The sequence below is a fragment of the Paenibacillus sp. LHD-38 genome (assembly GCF_031157315.1).
Classification (GTDB): domain Bacteria; phylum Bacillota; class Bacilli; order Paenibacillales; family Paenibacillaceae; genus Pristimantibacillus.
The window spans coordinates 60,094-77,970 of the sequence record NZ_JAVIFU010000033.1 but is presented as its reverse complement, the minus strand read 5'-3'; the positions used below and the strand labels follow the sequence as shown (position 1 = coordinate 77,970).

Annotated in this window: 18 protein-coding genes, 1 rRNA gene and 1 riboswitch; all 19 genes read right to left on the bottom strand. The window is 47.7% G+C overall.

Annotation, left to right across the window (positions count from 1 at the left end):
• Positions 1 to 105 (bottom strand): 16S ribosomal RNA (locus tag RCO25_RS23890); the annotation flags it as partial.
• Positions 106 to 428: 323 nt separating this feature from the next.
• Entirely contained in the window at positions 429 to 1,238 is an 810-nt protein-coding gene (locus RCO25_RS23885; protein ID WP_308998624.1) for a transglutaminase-like domain-containing protein, read from the bottom strand.
• 13 nt (positions 1,239 to 1,251) lie between these two features.
• A riboswitch (cyclic di-GMP riboswitch) is annotated at positions 1,252 to 1,330 on the bottom strand.
• Between the two features lie 196 nt (positions 1,331 to 1,526).
• On the bottom strand, positions 1,527 to 3,035 hold the full coding sequence (gene lysS, locus RCO25_RS23880; protein ID WP_374992153.1) for a lysine--tRNA ligase: 1,509 nt from the start codon (positions 3,033 to 3,035) through the stop codon (positions 1,527 to 1,529).
• Between the two features lie 177 nt (positions 3,036 to 3,212).
• Positions 3,213 to 3,689 (bottom strand): transcription elongation factor GreA, encoded by a 477-nt coding sequence (gene greA, locus RCO25_RS23875; protein ID WP_076271320.1) that lies wholly within the window; start codon positions 3,687 to 3,689, stop codon positions 3,213 to 3,215.
• Between the two features lie 308 nt (positions 3,690 to 3,997).
• Positions 3,998 to 5,038 carry a tRNA dihydrouridine synthase DusB gene (gene dusB, locus RCO25_RS23870; protein WP_308998623.1) on the bottom strand — a complete coding sequence of 347 codons (1,041 nt, stop codon included), beginning with the start codon at positions 5,036 to 5,038 and terminating at the stop codon, positions 3,998 to 4,000.
• A gap of 58 nt (positions 5,039 to 5,096) precedes the next feature.
• The gene (locus RCO25_RS23865) at positions 5,097 to 5,309 is read right to left on the bottom strand and encodes a helix-turn-helix domain-containing protein (protein ID WP_308998622.1); all 213 of its coding nucleotides are present in this window, start codon (positions 5,307 to 5,309) and stop codon (positions 5,097 to 5,099) included.
• A complete protein-coding gene (folK, locus tag RCO25_RS23860; protein WP_308998621.1) occupies positions 5,261 to 5,809 on the bottom strand; it encodes a 2-amino-4-hydroxy-6-hydroxymethyldihydropteridine diphosphokinase in 549 nt (182 codons plus the stop codon). The genes RCO25_RS23865 and folK overlap by 49 nt, the downstream gene beginning before the upstream one ends.
• Positions 5,787 to 6,173: a dihydroneopterin aldolase gene (folB, locus tag RCO25_RS23855; protein ID WP_308998620.1), complete on the bottom strand. Its 387-nt coding sequence runs from the start codon at positions 6,171 to 6,173 to the stop codon at positions 5,787 to 5,789. The genes folK and folB overlap by 23 nt, the downstream gene beginning before the upstream one ends.
• Positions 6,174 to 6,243: 70 nt before the next feature.
• Positions 6,244 to 7,092, bottom strand: coding sequence for a dihydropteroate synthase (folP, locus tag RCO25_RS23850; RefSeq protein ID WP_308998619.1), 849 nt, complete (start codon positions 7,090 to 7,092; stop codon positions 6,244 to 6,246).
• 63 nt (positions 7,093 to 7,155) lie between these two features.
• Positions 7,156 to 8,031: an aminodeoxychorismate lyase gene (pabC, locus tag RCO25_RS23845; RefSeq protein WP_308998618.1), complete on the bottom strand. Its 876-nt coding sequence runs from the start codon at positions 8,029 to 8,031 to the stop codon at positions 7,156 to 7,158.
• Complete coding sequence (pabA, locus tag RCO25_RS23840) at positions 8,028 to 8,609, bottom strand: aminodeoxychorismate/anthranilate synthase component II (RefSeq protein WP_308998617.1); 582 nt, start codon at positions 8,607 to 8,609, stop codon at positions 8,028 to 8,030. The genes pabC and pabA overlap by 4 nt, the downstream gene beginning before the upstream one ends.
• Positions 8,606 to 10,210, bottom strand: a complete 1,605-nt coding sequence (locus tag RCO25_RS23835) for an anthranilate synthase component I family protein (protein ID WP_308998616.1) — start codon at positions 10,208 to 10,210, stop codon at positions 8,606 to 8,608. Before RCO25_RS23835 ends, pabA begins: the two co-directional genes overlap by 4 nt.
• A 112-nt stretch (positions 10,211 to 10,322) precedes the next feature.
• Positions 10,323 to 11,261, bottom strand: coding sequence for a cysteine synthase A (cysK, locus tag RCO25_RS23830; protein ID WP_308998615.1), 939 nt, complete (start codon positions 11,259 to 11,261; stop codon positions 10,323 to 10,325).
• 128 nt (positions 11,262 to 11,389) lie between these two features.
• Positions 11,390 to 12,394, bottom strand: a complete 1,005-nt coding sequence (locus RCO25_RS23825) for a peptidylprolyl isomerase (protein WP_308998614.1) — start codon at positions 12,392 to 12,394, stop codon at positions 11,390 to 11,392.
• Positions 12,395 to 12,411: 17 nt separating this feature from the next.
• Entirely contained in the window at positions 12,412 to 13,317 is a 906-nt protein-coding gene (hslO, locus tag RCO25_RS23820) for an Hsp33 family molecular chaperone HslO (RefSeq protein WP_308998627.1), read from the bottom strand.
• Positions 13,317 to 14,090, bottom strand: a complete 774-nt coding sequence (locus tag RCO25_RS23815) for a type III pantothenate kinase (protein WP_308998613.1) — start codon at positions 14,088 to 14,090, stop codon at positions 13,317 to 13,319. The genes hslO and RCO25_RS23815 overlap by 1 nt, the downstream gene beginning before the upstream one ends.
• A complete protein-coding gene (gene nadC, locus RCO25_RS23810; protein ID WP_308998612.1) occupies positions 14,087 to 14,971 on the bottom strand; it encodes a carboxylating nicotinate-nucleotide diphosphorylase in 885 nt (294 codons plus the stop codon). The genes RCO25_RS23815 and nadC overlap by 4 nt, the downstream gene beginning before the upstream one ends.
• Complete coding sequence (gene nadB, locus RCO25_RS23805; RefSeq protein ID WP_308998626.1) at positions 14,964 to 16,577, bottom strand: L-aspartate oxidase; 1,614 nt, start codon at positions 16,575 to 16,577, stop codon at positions 14,964 to 14,966. Before nadB ends, nadC begins: the two co-directional genes overlap by 8 nt.
• Before the next feature lie 131 nt (positions 16,578 to 16,708).
• Complete coding sequence (nadA, locus tag RCO25_RS23800) at positions 16,709 to 17,647, bottom strand: quinolinate synthase NadA (protein WP_308998611.1); 939 nt, start codon at positions 17,645 to 17,647, stop codon at positions 16,709 to 16,711.
• Positions 17,648 to 17,877: the final 230 nt, after the last annotated feature.

Below are 17,877 nucleotides of genomic sequence, written 5' to 3'. Positions count from 1 at the left end.
CCCGTCCGCCGCTAACCTTGTCCCGAAGGACAAGATCCGCTCGACTTGCATGTATTAGGCACGCCGCCAGCGTTCGTCCTGAGCCAGGATCAAACTCTCCAAATTGGTGTTTGAAATGCCCATTACTTTTTATCGCTTTTTCGCTTATCCCGAAGGATTTGCGAGGCAGTTATTACTCGTTGTTCAGTTTTCAAAGAGCAATCTTTTCTTTCGTGTCGACCGTGTGTCTCGTTGGCGACCTAGATAATATATCACGTTGGCCTATTACAATGCAAGTACTTTTTTATAAAATAATAAAAAAAGTTTTTCGACCTCTAATTGCTGCTTCATCTGGCTTAAACAGTGAATTACTAAACTTGTATATAATGAAGAAAGAAATAAAATAACGAGCGATGCGTCTAATCGCATGCTCGTTATTAGTTAGCTTTTTAGTATTGTTTAGCAACCGTATATTTCGAAGCATCTTTAATCAGTTCGAACTTTTTATTGCCCTTCTTCAGACCCGCATCTACAGTCGTATCTATCGTAACCCATTTGCCATCCAAGTAGACTTCGTTCCATGCGTGGTAGACATCCACATATTGCGATTTCCCCATCATTAGCTTAGTTGGAATATCCAAGCTGCGAAGCATGCCCGCAAACAAGGCTGCATAACCGTAGCAAATATCTTTTTTTGTTTTAAATGTGCGATCGATGTTCGGAAGGTAATCCACCGAAAGATTGGCCGCCAATTGATTATCGTAATTAATGTTTGTAATGATGTAATCGTAGACCGCTTTTACTTTCTCCATATCTGTCTTTTTGTTTTTCGCCAGTTCCTTTGCCTTCACAATCGCGCTGCTAGTATTCGTCCAACTGATGTTTTGAATGGAGTTCAAATATAATACATTGCTATCCTTTAAACTAAGAGTGACGGTTTGTTTAGCCACGAGCTTATACTTGTTACCAGATGCGTTCTCTAAAACCGAAATCGTATATTGTCCATTGCCTAGCTGCAGTGGAAATTGTTCTGAAGTTTTCCCGGCAGTCAGGTTATATGTATAGTTCGTTTGGCCCTTAGCAATCATAAGCTTCGTTTTCACTTTGGCATTGACCGGGTAATCTACTGCGACAACACCATTATTAAGATTAGTTGTATTTAGCCACGCCGCTGCATCTGCTTCACTCGCTTGTGCTGATGTCACATTAATAGACGCGAAAAGTACAAAAGCTGCGATTATTAAAATAAATTTACGCATAAAAAAAACTCCTTTCGGTAGCTGGCTGCCATCTTTCGGAAGGCCCTTTAGCTTTGCGTCCCTACCTTTCGATAGGTTTGCCATTATCGTGTGAAGCTTTATGCAACTCATTATTTGCGTTAGGTCTAATATTAGTTCTAATATACCATATGAATCTATTATATCAATAGATTCGCCCAAAAAATTATCATATTTTGGTAGTTTTTAAGAGTTGCTGCCGCGGAAACCTCCAATAAAAACAAAAAGAACCGCCGGCAGTTGAAAGCCGGTGGTTCTTTTATTTCATACTTATTCGGCAGAGCGCTGATCTCTCATATGAGGGAACAACAGAACGTCCCGAATGGATGGAGCATCTGTAAGGAGCATAATTAATCGGTCGATACCGATCCCAAGTCCGCCTGTTGGCGGCATGCCGTATTCCAGTGCGCGAATAAAGTCTTCATCCATCTCATGCGCCTCATCATTGCCATGCTCACGTTCAACAAGCTGTGATTCAAACCGCTCACGTTGATCAATCGGATCATTAAGCTCTGTAAAGGCATTGGCATGTTCGCGCGCCACAATAAATAGTTCAAAACGATCTGTGAACCTAGGATCTGCCTCGCTCTTCTTCGCAAGAGGGGAGATCGCAACAGGATGTCCGGTTACGAAAGTCGGCTGAATAAGCGTGTGTTCGCAGAATTGTTCGAAAAAGGCATTTAGAATATGACCAAATGTCATATGCGGGTCAACCGCAACCTTATGCTCTTTCGCCAAGCGCTGTGCTTCTTCATCACTCATCTCGACACCAAAATCAACGCCAGTCGTTTCTTTAACAAGTTCAACCATGGAAACACGGCGCCACTGTGGAGTTAAATCAATTTCTTGACCTTGATAAGTGATTTTCGTTGTGCCGAGCACTTCTTGGGCGATATGTGCAATGACGTTTTCGGTTAGTGCCATAATATCCTTGTAGTCAGCATAAGCCTCATACAGTTCAATCATTGTGAACTCTGGATTGTGTCGCGTCGAAATCCCTTCATTCCGATACACACGTCCGATTTCATATACCTTCTCCAAACCGCCCACGATTAGACGCTTCAAATGAAGCTCGATTGCAATACGCATGTAAAGCTGCATGTCGAGCGCGTTATGATGCGTTTCGAATGGCCTTGCAGCAGCACCGCCTGCAATGGAATGTAAAGTCGGCGTTTCTACTTCCAGATACCCGCGGGAATCCAAATAGCGGCGCATGGATTGAATGATTTTGGAACGAGTAATGAAGGTTTGCTGTACGTCCGGATTCACGATAAGGTCAACATAACGTTGGCGGTAGCGAAGCTCTACATCCTTTAGTCCGTGATATTTATCAGGCAAAGGAAGCAGCGATTTCGTCAATACTTCAATATCATGCGCTTTGACCGACACTTCGCCTGTATTCGTTTTGAATACGACGCCCACCACGCCAATAATATCGCCAATATCAAGTAAATCGAATGCGGCAAACTTATGCTCTTCGACAGTATCCTTACGGACGTAAATTTGAACTCTGCCGCTCAAATCCTGAATCGTAGCAAAGCCGGCTTTACCCATACCGCGTTTTTGCATAATACGTCCCGCAATACGAACGGTCACAGCTTGAACTTCCAGCTCTTCTTTGCTGTGCCCTTCATGTGCCTGCACAATATCTTTGGCATTATGAGTTCGTTCGAACTTCCGTCCGAAAGGATCCACGCCTAGTCCTCTAAGCTCGTCTAGTTTGTCTCTGCGAATTTGCAAGAGCTCGCTTAGCTCCTGCTCATTGTTTTCATGTTCCACTTCTTTCATCTCCTTGATCATTCGGCAAGCGTAAGCGGCTGTCGCCGGATTGTTGCGGCAAAAACTCGTTTCCCGATAAAATATAAGCTCTGTATCCATATGAAATATACGTTCTTATATTTTAAACGATCAAAAAGCTTCCCACAAGGAAGCTTTCTGATCCGCACATAGCAAACCTTATTTTTTGATATCGAGAATTTTGTATTGAATGATGCCGACGGGTACGCTAACTTCGACAACTGTTCCCTTTTTCTTGCCCAAAATCGCTTTGCCAACCGGGCTCTCATTTGAGATCTTGTTTTGCAAAGGATCAGCTTCCGCTGTACCTACAATAGAATAATCCATTGTATCGCCATATTCCATATCTTCAACCGTAACAATCGAACCGATGCTTACGGTATCAATATCAATGTCATCATTATTTATAATACGCGCATTGCGCAGCATTTTCTCAAGGGTAAGAACGCGGCCTTCGATAAATGCTTGCTCATTCTTCGCATCCTCGTACTCCGAGTTTTCACTTATATCACCATAGCCGATAGCTACTTTAATACGTTCAGCAACCTCACGACGCTTGACCGATTTCAAGTTTTCTAATTCATCTTCGAGCTTGCGCAGCCCTTCTTGAGTCAGAATGATTTGCTTATCGTTCATCTTTCCGATTCTCCTGTCATGTGACTAATTTTTCATACCTTGTATGAATTCACTGATACCTAATATATTACGCTTCTTGATCCTCATACCTACTGTTGTTTGAAGCGCTCTTGATGTTTCGTTAGATTATATTGCACGATTATATTGCAAAGGTACCCTGAATGTCAATCAAAGCCAAACGACCCATTGAAACCGTTTCATTTTTTGAAATTGAAGCAGAAGCCGCTTGATAGCGGCTTTTGTCGAATGGTGTCGGTTGTCTGGCGATCCAGGATAATTGCCCTGCCCTTAACCGGTGTATGTGTATTTTAGTAAGCGACTTCTTCTGCAGCTCCTGATTCTCCGCTTGCATGTGAAGCAGCTTGGAATTCTTCATCCTCTTCCAGAGACCTCACGTAGTTTTCCAAGATCGCTACCATCGGGTCACGGCCGGTTTCTTCCATAATGACATCTTTTACGCGAGCTCCGCCTGGAAGTCCCTTCAGGTACCATGCCAGGTGCTTGCGCATCTCGCGTACCGCAACCGCCTCGTTCTTCAATGCCACTAAACGATCGAGATGCAAAATAGCTACTTCTAATTTCTCACGCGGCGTTGGATCGCTAAGCAGTTCGCCGTTCGTTAAATATTGAATGGTCCGATAGAGCATCCACGGGTTGCCTAAGGCTCCGCGTCCAATCATAACGCCGTCGCAGCCAGTGTGATCAAGCAGGCGCTTGGCATCCTGTGGAGAAAAAACGTCACCGTTGCCTATTACGGGAATTGATACCGCTTCTTTGACATCTTTTATGATGTCCCAATTGGCCTTGCCTGTATACAATTGCTCGCGTGTACGTCCGTGCACGCTTACAGCTTTCCCGCCTGCGCGTTCAACAGCACGGGCATTCTCAACTGCGAAAATATGCTGGTCATCCCAGCCAATGCGCATTTTTACCGTTACGGGCTTCTTAACCGCATCCACAACGGACGAAACCATTTCATAAATCTTGTTAGGATCCAGCAACCAGCGGGCACCCGCATCGCACTTCGTCACCTTCGGTACCGGACAGCCCATGTTTATATCAATAATATCCGCATTGGTTTGCTGATCGACGACCTTTGCCGCTTCAACCAGCGACTCACGGTCACCGCCGAAAATTTGTAGACTAAGCGGCTTCTCCCGCTCATCGACAAACAGCATTTCAAGCGTTCTTTTGTTACCATGTAAAATCGCCTTGTCGCTCACCATCTCCGCGCATACAAGACCCGTTCCAAACTCCTTGGCAATCAATCGAAAAGCAGGGTTGCACACGCCTGCCATCGGCGCTAGCACCACTCTGTTCTTCATCTCGATGTCTCCGATTTTCAGCATGTCGCTCCTTGCCCCTCTTCTAATTGTTTATTGATCTTATCAAATAAGATAAACATCATTATTCACGATCATCAGACATTAATTCCTCGTAACTGATTCCTAATGTTTTGGCTATATGACTTAGCAGCTTCGGATCTGTTTTCCTTGTTCCGCGTTCTAATGAGCCGAGAACAGCTACCGACACACCAAGCTCCTTGGCCAGCTCCTGCTGAGTATAGCCCTTCAGCTTTCGAAAGGCTCTGACGCGCTGCGCCAATTGATTGTTTTCCATAACGTGATGCCTTCCTTTCCATCCAGAAGCGCCGCCTTAGACGCTGAGCTTACTTCTGCCTGCAGATGATGCGATTGATCCAAAACATCATGTAGCGGCACAAGTACAAACGCCCGCTCCATCATGCGCGGATGCGGCAAGGTTAGTTCCTCTTGATCCATTCTGACATTATCGTATAGGAGCAGATCAAGGTCAATGGTTCTAGGTCCCCAACGTATTTGTCGAACTCTTCCTAATTTCTGCTCGAAATCCAGAAGCTGCCTCAACAGTAATAATGGGGAAAGAGTGGTGCGTAAAGCTAGTGTCATATTGAGAAAAGGCGGTTGATCCGTATATCCTACGGGATCCGTCTCATACATGCCGGATACTTTGATTACATCAATATTCGGGTGTTCATCAATCATTCCAATCGCTGTAAGCAGCAGTTGTTCACGATTGCCCATGTTAGAACCTAATGCAATATATACCTCTGCCCCATTAAGCGGGTATTGTTCGTCCATCAGCGTCCCGCTTTCTGCACAGTTCCACCGTAACTCCGTCAAAATGAATATCAAACGGCGGGTTCGGCTTGGTTACTCGAACCGTCACTTCATTTACCATAGTATAAACTTCCAGTACACGTGTTGCAATGTGACCTGTTAAAGCTTCGATGAGCTTAAAAGGCGGGCCCTCTACAATCGTTTTAGCAAGAGCGTGTATTTCAGCATAATTAACCGTGCAGTTCAAATCATCCGTTACGGCAGCCTGCTCTAAATCCATATCAAGCTCGATATCCACGTAATATTTTTGGCCAAGCTTATTCTCTTCGGGAAAAACGCCGTGATAGCCGTAAAACTTCATTCCTTTTATGATCATCTTATCCATTATCGTCACTCCCCTGGCAGTGTAACATTACTAATGATGATTAGCCGCCTTTAAGCGCAGCAGCTTCCGTTTAGCTGCGATATAATATCGCGTCCGTCATGAGCGCGGCGCGTTTGATTGCGCGCACATCGTGCACCCGCATGACTTGGCAGCCATGCGCGATTCCGAGAACGACGGTCGCAGCCGTCCCTTCAACAAGCTCGTCAACAGGCAAATTCAGCGTCTGCTTAATAAACCTCTTGCGCGAGGTGCCAAGGAGTACCGGATAACCGAGCGCCGCCAGCTCAGATAGACGTCCGAGCATCTCTAAGTTTTCTTCGTGGGTTTTGGCAAAGCCGATACCTGGATCAAGCCATATCTGATCCTCTTCTATTCCTGCTGCATGCGCCAAGCTGACGCTTCCCTGCAAATCAGAAAGCACATCCGGCACAAGGTCGTTATAGTCTCTCGCATGACGATTGTGGTTGATAATGACCGGACATCTATACTCTGCGACAACCGCAGCCATATTAGGATCACCCTTTAAACCCCAGATGTCATTAATGATATGTGCGCCAGCCTCTAAGGCTTGGCGAGCCGTTTCCGCTTTATACGTATCAATGGAGAGCGGAATATGCGGTAGTGCCTGGCGCACTGCGCGAACAACGGGAAGGATGCGTTGAAGCTCTTCTTCCAGGCCTACCGGTTCAAAGCCGGGCCGTGTCGATTCTCCCCCTATGTCAAGAATATCAGCACCGTCTTCTACCATCGCTTCAGCGTGCGCAACAGCAGCCTCTACGTTCGTGTAACGTCCCCCATCCGAGAAAGAATCCGGAGTAGCGTTCAAAATACCCATAATAAGCGTGCGGTCGCCTAGCACCAGCTTCGTTCCGCCTCCAAAATCATATGTCCTTTTATAGAAAACAGGTCGTTGCTCCATTGTACGGCCTCCACCCTTCATTGTTTTCATTCTTCAATAGCATAGTTGTTAAAACTCTGCATCCTATTCAACGCTCGTAGTTTGTCGATATTCCGTAAGCAACAGCCTCGTCAGAGCTCCCGCTACACCTTCGCTCACAACCGTAATTTTCCCACTGGCATCTGATAATTTCGTGACAGGAACAAGCTCCTGAATCGAATTGGTAAGCCAAATCTCATCAGCATCCTGCAGACTCTCCCAGCTGTATAGCCCCTCTTCCGTACGGTAGCCCGCTCCTCCGGCAAGCTCCAACACCCGCTCACGCGTAATGCCTGGCAATATGCCGGTAGAAATGGCTGGCGTAAAAATCACGTTATCTTTCACAAAAAACAAGTTACTGACGATTCCCTCTGCCAACCAACCTTCACGATTTAGCATCAGTCCCTCAGCTCCTGCCGACGCCTGGCTTGCCAGCATCTCCCGCTTCGCAATAATATTGTTCATATAATGGAGAGACTTGTAGCGAACATCACCCTCCGGCGTGTTCCGCCGCGTATTTAAAAGCCGCAGCTCCCGTCCGCGCATATGAACCTCATCATTGACTGGCGGCAAGACCTTTACTAGCATAAGCACGTTTGGCTTCTCGTAATCGCCTGTGGGCAAGCCCAGCTCTGCTTCCCCTGCGCTGACGGTCAAGCGAACATAACCATCCTTGAGCCCGTTCACCGCTAGCAATTCGTTCACCCAGCCTTTGATCTGCTCAAGATCCGGCTGATACCTAATACCGAGCTGTTCGCATCCTGCGTGCAATCGACTCATATGACGATCCAATAAGTAAGGTATCCCGCCATACGTGCGAAACGTTTCAAATAAACCCATACCGTACAAAAAACCGTGATCATAAACTGAGATCACGGCTTCGCTTGCATCCAATACGGAGCCATTCAGTCCGATTTTCATCGCACTGCGCCCGTCCGATTTTGCAAGAAATTACGAAGCATCGTAAGGCCATGCTCCGTTATAATCGATTCAGGGTGGAATTGCACGCCTTCAATCGGGTATTCCTTATGACGCAAGCCCATAATTTCACCTTCGTCTGTTTCCGCTGTAATTTCCAAGCAATCTGGCAATGTCTCACGGCGCACGATAAGAGAGTGGTAACGCGTAGCGGTAAACGGTGACGGCATTCCAGCGAATATCGATTTTTCATTGTGATGAATCGCGGACGTTTTGCCGTGCATCAGCTTCTCCGCGCGAACAACCTCGCCTCCGAAAGCCTGTCCAATCGATTGATGGCCCAGACAAACACCAAAAATTGGGATTTGCCCTTTAAAATGCTCAATGAGCGCAAGGCTTATACCTGCTTCATTCGGTGAGCAAGGTCCCGGTGATATCAAAATATGGTCGGGCGCCAGTTCTTCGATCCCTGCCAAATCGATTTCATCATTGCGTTTTACTATAATTTCTTCGCCAAGCTCACCCAAATACTGCACTAAATTGTACGTGAATGAATCATAGTTATCGATTACCAGTATCATGTTAAGGCTCCCCCTTTATCCGGTACTGCCGCACCGTCATGCGCAGCAAACCGCTCGCTGTATTGAATGGCCTTCCATAACGCCTTTGCCTTGTTCAAGGATTCTTTGTATTCTCGCTCTGGGTCAGAATCGATAACGATACCTGCTCCCGCTTGAATATGAACGATTCCATCCTGCAGTGCCATTGTTCTAATAATTATATTAAATTCCATATCCCCATTGTAGTCAATCCAGCCGAGGGATCCTGTATAGGGGCCCCGTCTTGTTGGCTCAAGCTCCTCAATGATTTCCATTGTGCGGATCTTCGGCGCTCCGGTAATGGTTCCGCCAGGGAATGTAGCCGAAATGACATCATACACATCCTTGCCGGCGCCTAGTATGCCTTCCACCTGTGAGACAAGATGCATGACATGCGAGTATTGTTCAATAACCATAAGCTCTTCGACCTTAACCGTACCGTAGGCAGATATGCGGCCAAGATCATTTCTCTCCAAATCCACAAGCATGATATGCTCTGCTCGTTCCTTCTCATTCGAGAGAAGTTCGTCAGCCAGCCGCTGATCTTCCTCTTCGGTACGTCCACGTCTCCGCGTCCCGGCAATCGGTCTTGTAACAAGCTTGCTCTCTTGCAGCTCAACGAGCAGCTCCGGTGAGGCAGATACGAGCTGGAAGTCAGGACAGCGTAGAAACCCCATATAAGGCGAAGGGTTAACCAATCTCAACCACTCATACAGTTCTTCGGGCGAGGCTGTCACTTCCTTGCTTTGCCTTACGGACAAATTCACTTGAAAGGCATCGCCTTGCTCAATATATCGCTGAATACGGCGAACGGCCTCCATGTACGCTTCCTTCGAGAAAGGAGAAGTAACGTCAGAGAGTGAAGCGACATCCATTTGCAGCTGGTCATCCTCCAGTAAAACCTGGCGCTTCGCTCGAAGCACAGCCGCTTTTTCTTTGGCTTGCTCTTCATCAAACCAAGTTAGCCAATAATCGGTCATACCTTCCACTTTGGACAATGCGCGTTCATAAGCAGCGCTTAACGCTTCTCCATCGGTATCTTGCTCAACCCTTGTATGAACTGCACAGTACACCTTAGCTTCGACATGATCAATGATCCAAAGCTCGTTTATTTGCATAAACAAATAATCCGGTATGCTCGTGTCATCCAAGGCTAGCTCCGGCAAACGTTCAATAGAACGTATAATGTCATAGCTCCAAAACCCGACGCAGCCGCCGATCCATTTTGGTCCGTCCGCCAGCCTTGGCCCGATCAGCCCGCTCATCCATTCCCGTACTACTTCAAGAGGCTTTCCGTCCCAATGACGCCTGCTGTGCTCCTCTAACGACTGAAACGCAACTGACTCGGCAGATAAGCCCTTGCCCCGTATAATCGCGTCAGGGTGCAAGCCCAAATACGTATAACGACCGTCCTTGCCGCTCTCTAGCACAAAAGCGTACGGTGACGCATCCTGCCATACCTCTTCCCATGATGCGACGCCTGCCCTGTTTTCAAGGTGGAAGGGTAATTCCTTAACTAGCGGCAGCGTTGTAAACTTCCGTTCGGCGTGCCACCGAGTCCATTGCTCCAAAGCGGTGACCATCACCTTCGACCCCCGATAACTTGACTTATTTTGCTCAGTATACAGAATAGCAAGCTAAAAAGAAAGCCTTCCATTCCGAGGAATGAAAGGCTTCCGCTATAGGTAACAAAAATTAGTTTTCGAAGTTGAACAACGGAGTGGAAAGGTAACGTTCGCCGTTGCTTGGAACGATCGCAACTACACGTTTGCCTGCGCCAAGCTCTTTTGCAACTTGCAACGCCGCATAGATCGCTGCGCCCGAAGAGATACCACAAAGGATGCCTTCTTCTTTCGCTGCGCGACGAGCGTATTCAAACGCATCTTCGTTCTCGATCGTAATAACTGCGTCATAAATTTCACGGTTCAAAATATCAGGTACAAAGTTAGCGCCGATACCTTGAATTTTGTGAGCGCCTGGCTTGCCTCCAGAAAGAATTGGAGAAGCCGCAGGCTCTACCGCATAAATTTTGATTCCGTCAAAGTTTTTCTTAAGAACTTCACCCGTACCGGAAATCGTACCGCCAGTACCGATACCGGCAACAAATGCATCCAACTTGCCGTCAAGGGAGTTGATCGCTTCAACGATTTCAGGACCTGTCGTTTCGCGGTGAATCTTAACGTTTGCTTGGTTTTTGAATTGCTGCGGCAAGAAATAGTTAGGGTTCGCAGCGGCAAGCTCTTCCGCTTTGCGAACGGCACCGTTCATACCCTCAGAGCCCGGTGTAAGCACAAGCTCTGCGCCGTAAGCGCGAAGCAGGTTGCGACGCTCGATACTCATTGTTTCAGGCATAACAAGAATAGCCTTGTAGCCTTTAGCAGCTGCTACGAGTGCTAGTCCGATTCCTGTGTTGCCGCTGGTAGGCTCAATGATAGTATCGCCCGGTTTAATGATTCCTTCTTGCTCAGCCACCTCGATCATGCTGATTGCAATACGGTCTTTTACGCTTGCACCCGGATTTTGGTATTCAAGTTTAACATAAACTTCAGCACTGCCTTCAGGTACAAGACGATTTAAACGAACAAGCGGAGTATCACCGATAAGATCTAGAATACTTTGCACAATTTTGGCCATGGAAATAACTGCCTCCTTATTCCGACTAATTCAGTTGGTATTTTCACTAATTCCATCTTATCAATGTCTTGCATCCGTTGTCAATAGTGACTTTATCACTCCACTGAAAACCTAACCCATGCGGGCCGCTATTCCGTTTTCACCGCATCATATTTATTCAGCAGCTCATCTTCCATTTCTGTCAGCGAGTCAGCTCGCGCCAGTGCCAGCTGCTTGCGAACAGCATCATGCAGCCTGCTTCCTGTTATATTCGTTGTCATTTGGCGTTCGATGAGCCGAATGACCGCAAAGCCTCCATCAACCTTTAGGGGACCAGCCATTTCGGCGATCTGCAGCCGGCCAGCCGTTTCCAGCATTTCATGATCGTAGAACGGGTCATCTTCATCAATTACGCCGAGGTCGCCGCCAGCATCTGCCGTAAAGGAATCGATCGAATACGTGCGGGCAAGCTCTGCAAAATCTTCCCCGTTTGTAAGCAGCTCAAGCACTGTATTCGCTTCTTTTGCCGTTTCCGTCTTAATCCATTGCAGATGGAGCTGTATTCGCGCTTCGAACTCCTCCGGGTGATCGGCTATATAACGATCGACCTCTTCATCCGAGACGACAATGCCGCGAACGGCGATTTTCTCCAGCAGCAGCCGATAACGAAGATCTTCCAGTACCTGCTCCTTGCTCATGCCAAGCTGTTCCTGCATCACTTCGTAATAACGCGACTCGCTTTCATAGCCTTCGGCCATCTTCTCCAGCTCTCGGCTTTGCTCTTCCGCCGAAATGCTGAGCTCAGAAGCCGCTGCCTCCAAATCAATCGCTTTGTGAACCATTAGCGTGCGCAAAACGGCTGACCCGTACTGCTTCTGAAGCTCACTTTGCAGTTCAGCCGCTGTAATCATTACCTTGCCTACCCTAGCGACAACTCGCCGTTCATCCCCTAACTCAGGGGAATCCACGTCTGGCGTTTGGCCTGGCTTGCTGGGGTCAACGAGATCCTCCTCACTGCCAACACTCGTTTGCGGCTGTTGATCCAGCTGGCGCTCATTCCCCGGCCACACCTTTATGACTACGACTATCGTTAAAACAACCATACATACGGCTTGAAGGATGACAACGGCCCTCAGCACCTCGTATTTCCTCATTCCCCTATTGCCTCCGATTATTGGATCGGCTTCGGTTTCGCTTGAGCAAGCAGCAGCTCTAGCTGAGCCCGTTCAAATGTATACGCTTCGTTGCAAAATTGGCACACGACTTCCGCTTTTCCGTCTTCTTCAATAATTTGCTGCAGCTCATGCTCGCCCAAACTGAGAAGCGTCTGCTCCACGCGCTCAGAGGAACAAAAGCATTGAAATTTTAAATCCATTGTATCGTGAATCTGAAGATCGCTATCACCGACGATCCAGCTCAGCAATTCTTCAGGTGTCTTACCTTGATCAAGCAGTGTCGTCACGGGAGGCATCGTGCCAACCGCCTGCTCGAGCCTTGTGATTTCCTCGTCTGTTAATCCAGGCATAAGTTGAACGATGAATCCGCCAGCATGCAGCACTGAATTATCTGTATCGACTAGAACACCTAGGCCTACCGCGGAAGGCGTTTGCTCCGAAACCGCAAAATAATAAGTAAAATCCTCACCGAGCTCGCCCGAAACAATCGGAATACTGCCGCGATAAGGCTCCTTCATTCCTAGATCCTTTGTAATATGAAGATGTCCGCTGCGTCCGACTGCTCCCGCCACATCCAGCTTGCCTTGCGCATTGCTGGGCAGGTGCACCTGTGGATGATCAACGTATCCCCGCAGTTCCCCGTCTGCATTAGCGTCAACGACGATCTGGCCGATCGGCCCGTCACCCTTCACTTGAATCGTCAGTTTTTCTTGCCCTTTCAGCATGGCTCCCATGATGGCACCTGCCGTCAAGGTCCTTCCTAGTGCTGCCGTAGCCGTTGGATAGGTGCCATGCCTTTGACGAAGCTCTTCAACAAGCTGAGTCGTGCGAGCCGCGAACACTCGAATTTTGCCGTTCCATGCCGTCCCTCGCACCAGCACGTCCTTCAGCTGATTGTCCATCATAATCCCTCCTGATTGCGTTCATATATAATCCTTAAGCCTTCAAGCGTAAGCAGCGGATCGACTTCTTCTATCGTTTCCGATTCAGAGGCAATTAACTCCGCCAGCCCTCCGGTTGCGATCACCCGCGGCGAAACGCCGAATTCTTCACGAATTCGCTTCACAATCCCATCCACCTGTCCTGCATAGCCAAAAATAATACCAGCCTGCATCGACGTTACCGGATTGCGGCCAATAACGCTCTTCGGCTTAACCAGCTCGATGCGTGGTAGCTTTGCGGCCCGCTGATAAAGCGCCTCTGTTGAAATGCCGATGCCAGGCACGATGGCGCCGCCGAGATAGTTGCCGCCTTCATCGATATAATCAAAGGTTGTCGCCGTGCCAAAATCAACGACAATAAGCGGTGAACCGTATTTTACGATACCCGCCACCGAATTCACAATACGGTCCGCTCCCACCTCACGCGGGTTTTCATAACGTATATTCAATCCGGTTTTTACGCCAGGACCCACGACTAAGGGAGTTTTGCGCAAATATTTTAAGCATAGCTGCTCTAGCGTTCGCATTAAAGGAGGTACGACAGAGGAAATAATGACACCGTCCATCTGCTCAAGCTTCACGCCTGCATAATGAAACAGATTATGAATATTTATGCCGTATTCATCTACCGTCGCTGAACGATTCGTGCTTAGCCGCCAATGATGCAGCAGATCTTTTCCTTTGTATATGCCAAGTACGATGTTCGTATTCCCGACATCAATGACGAGGATCAAAGCGGTTTCCCACCTTTCTTCGCATTCAAATCCAGGCTAATATCCAGCGCATGGAAGGAATAAGTCAATCCGCCTACCGAAATGACGTCCACGCCACACTCTGCAATACCCTTAATCGTCTCTAATGAAACGCCGCCTGATGCTTCTACAATGACATGAGGAGAGTTCGTTTTTATTTGGGCAACAGCTTCCTTCATCAGAGCAGGAGCCATATTGTCCAGCATAATGATATCTGCTCCGCAAGCCAGTGCTTCGCTTACTTGCTCAAGCGATTCCGTCTCAACTTCGATTTTCATGGTATGCGGGATTTTGCGGCGAGCTGCTTCAACCGCAGCGCGAATGCCGCCGGAGCCTTTTATATGATTATCCTTAATCATCACGGCATCATATAATCCAAAACGATGATTGGCCCCTCCGCCTATGCGTACCGCATATTTCTCAAGCATACGGTGTCCTGGCGTTGTTTTGCGTGTATCGACTAGCCGAACCGGCAGCCCCTCAAGCGCATCGACAAAAGCGCGCGTCTTGGTCGCTATGCCTGACAGCCTTTGCATCAAATTAAGCGCTAGACGCTCGCCAATGAGCAAGCTGTGCGTGCTGCCTTCTACTGTAGCGAGTACCGTTCCTTTATTTACTTGATCGCCGTCCTGCACATTCGGAAGAAATACAAGCGATGAATCCACAACCTCAAACACAAGCTTCGCTATTGGCAGTCCTGCGATAATGCCGCTTTCTTTTACATGAATAACAGCCTTCGAGCGTGAATCCCTGGGGATCGTCGTCTCCGTTGTTATATCTCCGCTGCCTATATCCTCAGCCAGCCAGCCGCGAATTTGCTCGCGAACTGCTGTATCATAACCGCCTGCCGTCCATTCAAACATCCTCTATTCGCTCCTCCGTCATTCCATATAGACGGTGCAACACCGTATGCTTTCTCCACATCACATCGTCGCGAACCGGGAAATCCTCCCTGAAATGCGCACCGCGGCTTTCCTCGCGCGAGAGCGCAGCTTCCGTAGTCAGCAACGCACATGTAAGCAGATTAGCAAATTCATACTCTTCGCGTTCTGTTAGTATCGATTGATAAATAGGCAGCTGCCGCTTCAATTCCTCAAGCCCTTTTTCAAGACCCTTGGCATCTCTTCGCAGACCTGCATACCGCACCATAATTTTTTGCAGTTTAAGCCGCCTTTCTACAACTGCCTGAATTGGTGTGCTGCTGCGCTCTATTTCATTCTCGATAGTAGGCTGAACCGAATGGCCCGGAAGCTCGTCAATGCGCTTTACAATTCTTCTGCCAAAAACAATCGCTTCGGAAAGCGAGTTGCTGGCAAGCCGATTGGCACCATGTACGCCGGTTGAAGAAACCTCACCGCAAGCGAACAAGCGCTTAATATTTGTTTCCCCATTTAGATCGGTTTTCACTCCGCCCATCATATAATGCATAGCCGGCGCTACCGGTATCCAGTCCGAAGTGAGGTCCAAGCCATATCTCAAGCAGTATTCATATATAGTAGGAAAACGATGCTTGACCATTTCCGGCGATTCATGCGTAATATCAATATAAACAAAGGTCGACTTCGTCTCTTCCATTTCGCTGACGATCGCTCGCGCTACGACATCCCTGGGAGCAAGCTCTAACTGCTCATGATAACGTTCCATGAACCGTTCTCCCTTAATATTACGAAGATACGCACCCTCTCCCCGGACAGCCTCCGAAATCAAAAATCTAGGTGCGCCCGGATAACAGAGCGAGGTCGGATGAAATTGAATAAATTCTACATCTTGTATGTACGCGCCTGCGCGATAAGCCATTGCAATGCCGTCTCCCGTTGCAACTTCAGGATTCGTAGTATAACGATACAGCTGACCGGCACCGCCCGAGCTGAGAATAACTGCTTTTCCTTTGACGAACAAACGTTGACCGTTTGGCTTCTGTACGATGGCACCGCAGCAAACATCGTCTTGCGTGACCAAATCGATAACGAAATGATCATCCCAAACCTCGATTTTCGGATTAGCTACCGCCGTTTCGGAAAGAGCTCGTACAATTTCGAAGCCGGTTGCATCACCATTGGCATGCAAAATACGCCGCTGGCTATGCGCGCCTTCCTTCGTAAGCGCAAATTCACCATTTTCCAAATCGAACTGCGTTCCCATTTTGATCAAGCGGCGAACTCCTTTAGGGCCTTCGTGAACCAGTACATCGACTGCTTCATTGGAGCATAAGCCCGCGCCGGCTACGAGTGTATCCTGCCTATGGTATGCGGGTGAATCCTCATCCGAAATAACCGCGGCAATACCGCCCTGGGCATAACGCGTGTTGCTGTCCAGCAGCGATTTTTTCGTTATCATAAGGACGGAGTTGTTTTCACTTGCCCGAATAGCGGTAAAAAGACCGGCAATGCCGGCCCCGATAACGATAACATCTTTTTCAATAACAGGCAGCTCACTCAGCTGCACATCGACTAAATATCTGGGAATCATCATGGCTCCTCCAAGCGTAAACGGCAAATGCCGACCTTTTGCTGGGCTGCTTACGTCTCTAAATGAAATATAAGCAATAAATAAAGGTATAGCTTATCGATCTTATATTTCAAGCATAGGAGCAGCGCATATTATTTCACCAGTAACATACGCTCCAAGGATAAACGGGCTTGATCCGCAACATGCGGCGGTACATAAATCTGAGGCTGCATCGTTTCTAACGCTTTAACGAGCTTCTTCAAATTATTTACCTTCATGTTAGGGCAAACCAAATATTTAGATGCAAAATGGAACGTTTTGCCCGGGCTGTCTAAACGAAGCTGGTAGCCTGTACCATCCTCTGTTCCGACAATAAACTCTTGGCAATCCGATTCTTTACAATATTTAATGATAGCGGTTGTACTGCCTACAAAATCACCTAGCTCAACTACTTCTGGACGGCATTCCGGGTGCACGACAAATTGCGCATTCGGGTATTTCACTTTCATTTCTTCAACGTCTTTTACCGTCAACATGTCATGCGTGTTGCAGTAGCCTTCCCAGATAATCATTTTCTTATCGGTATTCTGCTGCACGTAATGACCAAGGTTCTTGTCCGGTACCCAGATGACCTCGTCACCCTCTACCGAATTGACGACTTTAACCGCATTCGCAGACGTACAGCAGATGTCTGTTTCCGCTTTAATTTCAGCAGATGAGTTAATGTAAGTGACGACCTTCGCATTAGGATGCTGAGCCTTCAGCTTGCGTAAGCCATCCACGCTCACCATGTCCGCCATCGGGCAGCCGGCACGCTCATCAGGAATAATAACCGTCTTGTTTGGAGCCAAAATCTTTGCGCTCTCGCCCATAAAATGCACGCCGCAAAATACGATTACATCGGCATCGGTTTGAGCTGCCTTCTGTGCAAGCAGAAAGGAGTCCCCGCGGAAATCGGCAACCTCTTGAATTTCATCACGCTGGTAATAATGGGCTAATATGATTGCATTCCGTTCTTTCTTCAACTGTAACAACCGTTCACGCAGCTCTCGGTTTTGCTCCGCCTTGCGTTCCAGTGCCAGTGCTTCCACAGTAGATCCTCTCCTCTTATGAGGGATGGGGGATAATGCCCATTCCGTTATACGGCAAGCTCGACTTTGTGAATTGATGCACAAACTTAGAAAGTCGCTTACCTATAGTTTAAACCAAAAGGGATAAATTCATTTGATTAAGTTTTAATTTACACGCGGTAGATGCTACTGTCAATGTATTAAAGGCCATTTTGGGGCAGCAAATTAAAATTAATTATTTTGACAGCCGT

What these genes read in the sequence shown, in the direction of transcription:
- folP (WP_308998619.1), bottom strand. Translation starts at nt 7,092, where the DNA reads ATGGAGCAACGACCTGTTTTCTATAAAAGGACATATGATTTTGGAGGC.
- RCO25_RS23825 (WP_308998614.1), bottom strand. Translation starts at nt 12,394, where the DNA reads ATGAGGAAATACGAGGTGCTGAGGGCCGTTGTCATCCTTCAAGCCGTA.
- dusB (WP_308998623.1), bottom strand. Translation starts at nt 5,038, where the DNA reads ATGCTGAAAATCGGAGACATCGAGATGAAGAACAGAGTGGTGCTAGCG.
- cysK (WP_308998615.1), bottom strand. Translation starts at nt 11,261, where the DNA reads ATGGCCAAAATTGTGCAAAGTATTCTAGATCTTATCGGTGATACTCCG.
- RCO25_RS23865 (WP_308998622.1), bottom strand. Translation starts at nt 5,309, where the DNA reads ATGGAAAACAATCAATTGGCGCAGCGCGTCAGAGCCTTTCGAAAGCTG.
- nadC (WP_308998612.1), bottom strand. Translation starts at nt 14,971, where the DNA reads ATGTTTGAATGGACGGCAGGCGGTTATGATACAGCAGTTCGCGAGCAA.
- RCO25_RS23885 (WP_308998624.1), bottom strand. Translation starts at nt 1,238, where the DNA reads ATGCGTAAATTTATTTTAATAATCGCAGCTTTTGTACTTTTCGCGTCT.
- greA (WP_076271320.1), bottom strand. Translation starts at nt 3,689, where the DNA reads ATGAACGATAAGCAAATCATTCTGACTCAAGAAGGGCTGCGCAAGCTC.
- folK (WP_308998621.1), bottom strand. Translation starts at nt 5,809, where the DNA reads ATGGACGAACAATACCCGCTTAATGGGGCAGAGGTATATATTGCATTA.
- pabC (WP_308998618.1), bottom strand. Translation starts at nt 8,031, where the DNA reads ATGAAAATCGGACTGAATGGCTCCGTATTGGATGCAAGCGAAGCCGTG.
- pabA (WP_308998617.1), bottom strand. Translation starts at nt 8,609, where the DNA reads ATGATACTGGTAATCGATAACTATGATTCATTCACGTACAATTTAGTG.
- folB (WP_308998620.1), bottom strand. Translation starts at nt 6,173, where the DNA reads ATGGATAAGATGATCATAAAAGGAATGAAGTTTTACGGCTATCACGGC.
- nadB (WP_308998626.1), bottom strand. Translation starts at nt 16,577, where the DNA reads ATGATTCCCAGATATTTAGTCGATGTGCAGCTGAGTGAGCTGCCTGTT.
- hslO (WP_308998627.1), bottom strand. Translation starts at nt 13,317, where the DNA reads ATGGACAATCAGCTGAAGGACGTGCTGGTGCGAGGGACGGCATGGAAC.
- RCO25_RS23835 (WP_308998616.1), bottom strand. Translation starts at nt 10,210, where the DNA reads ATGGTCACCGCTTTGGAGCAATGGACTCGGTGGCACGCCGAACGGAAG.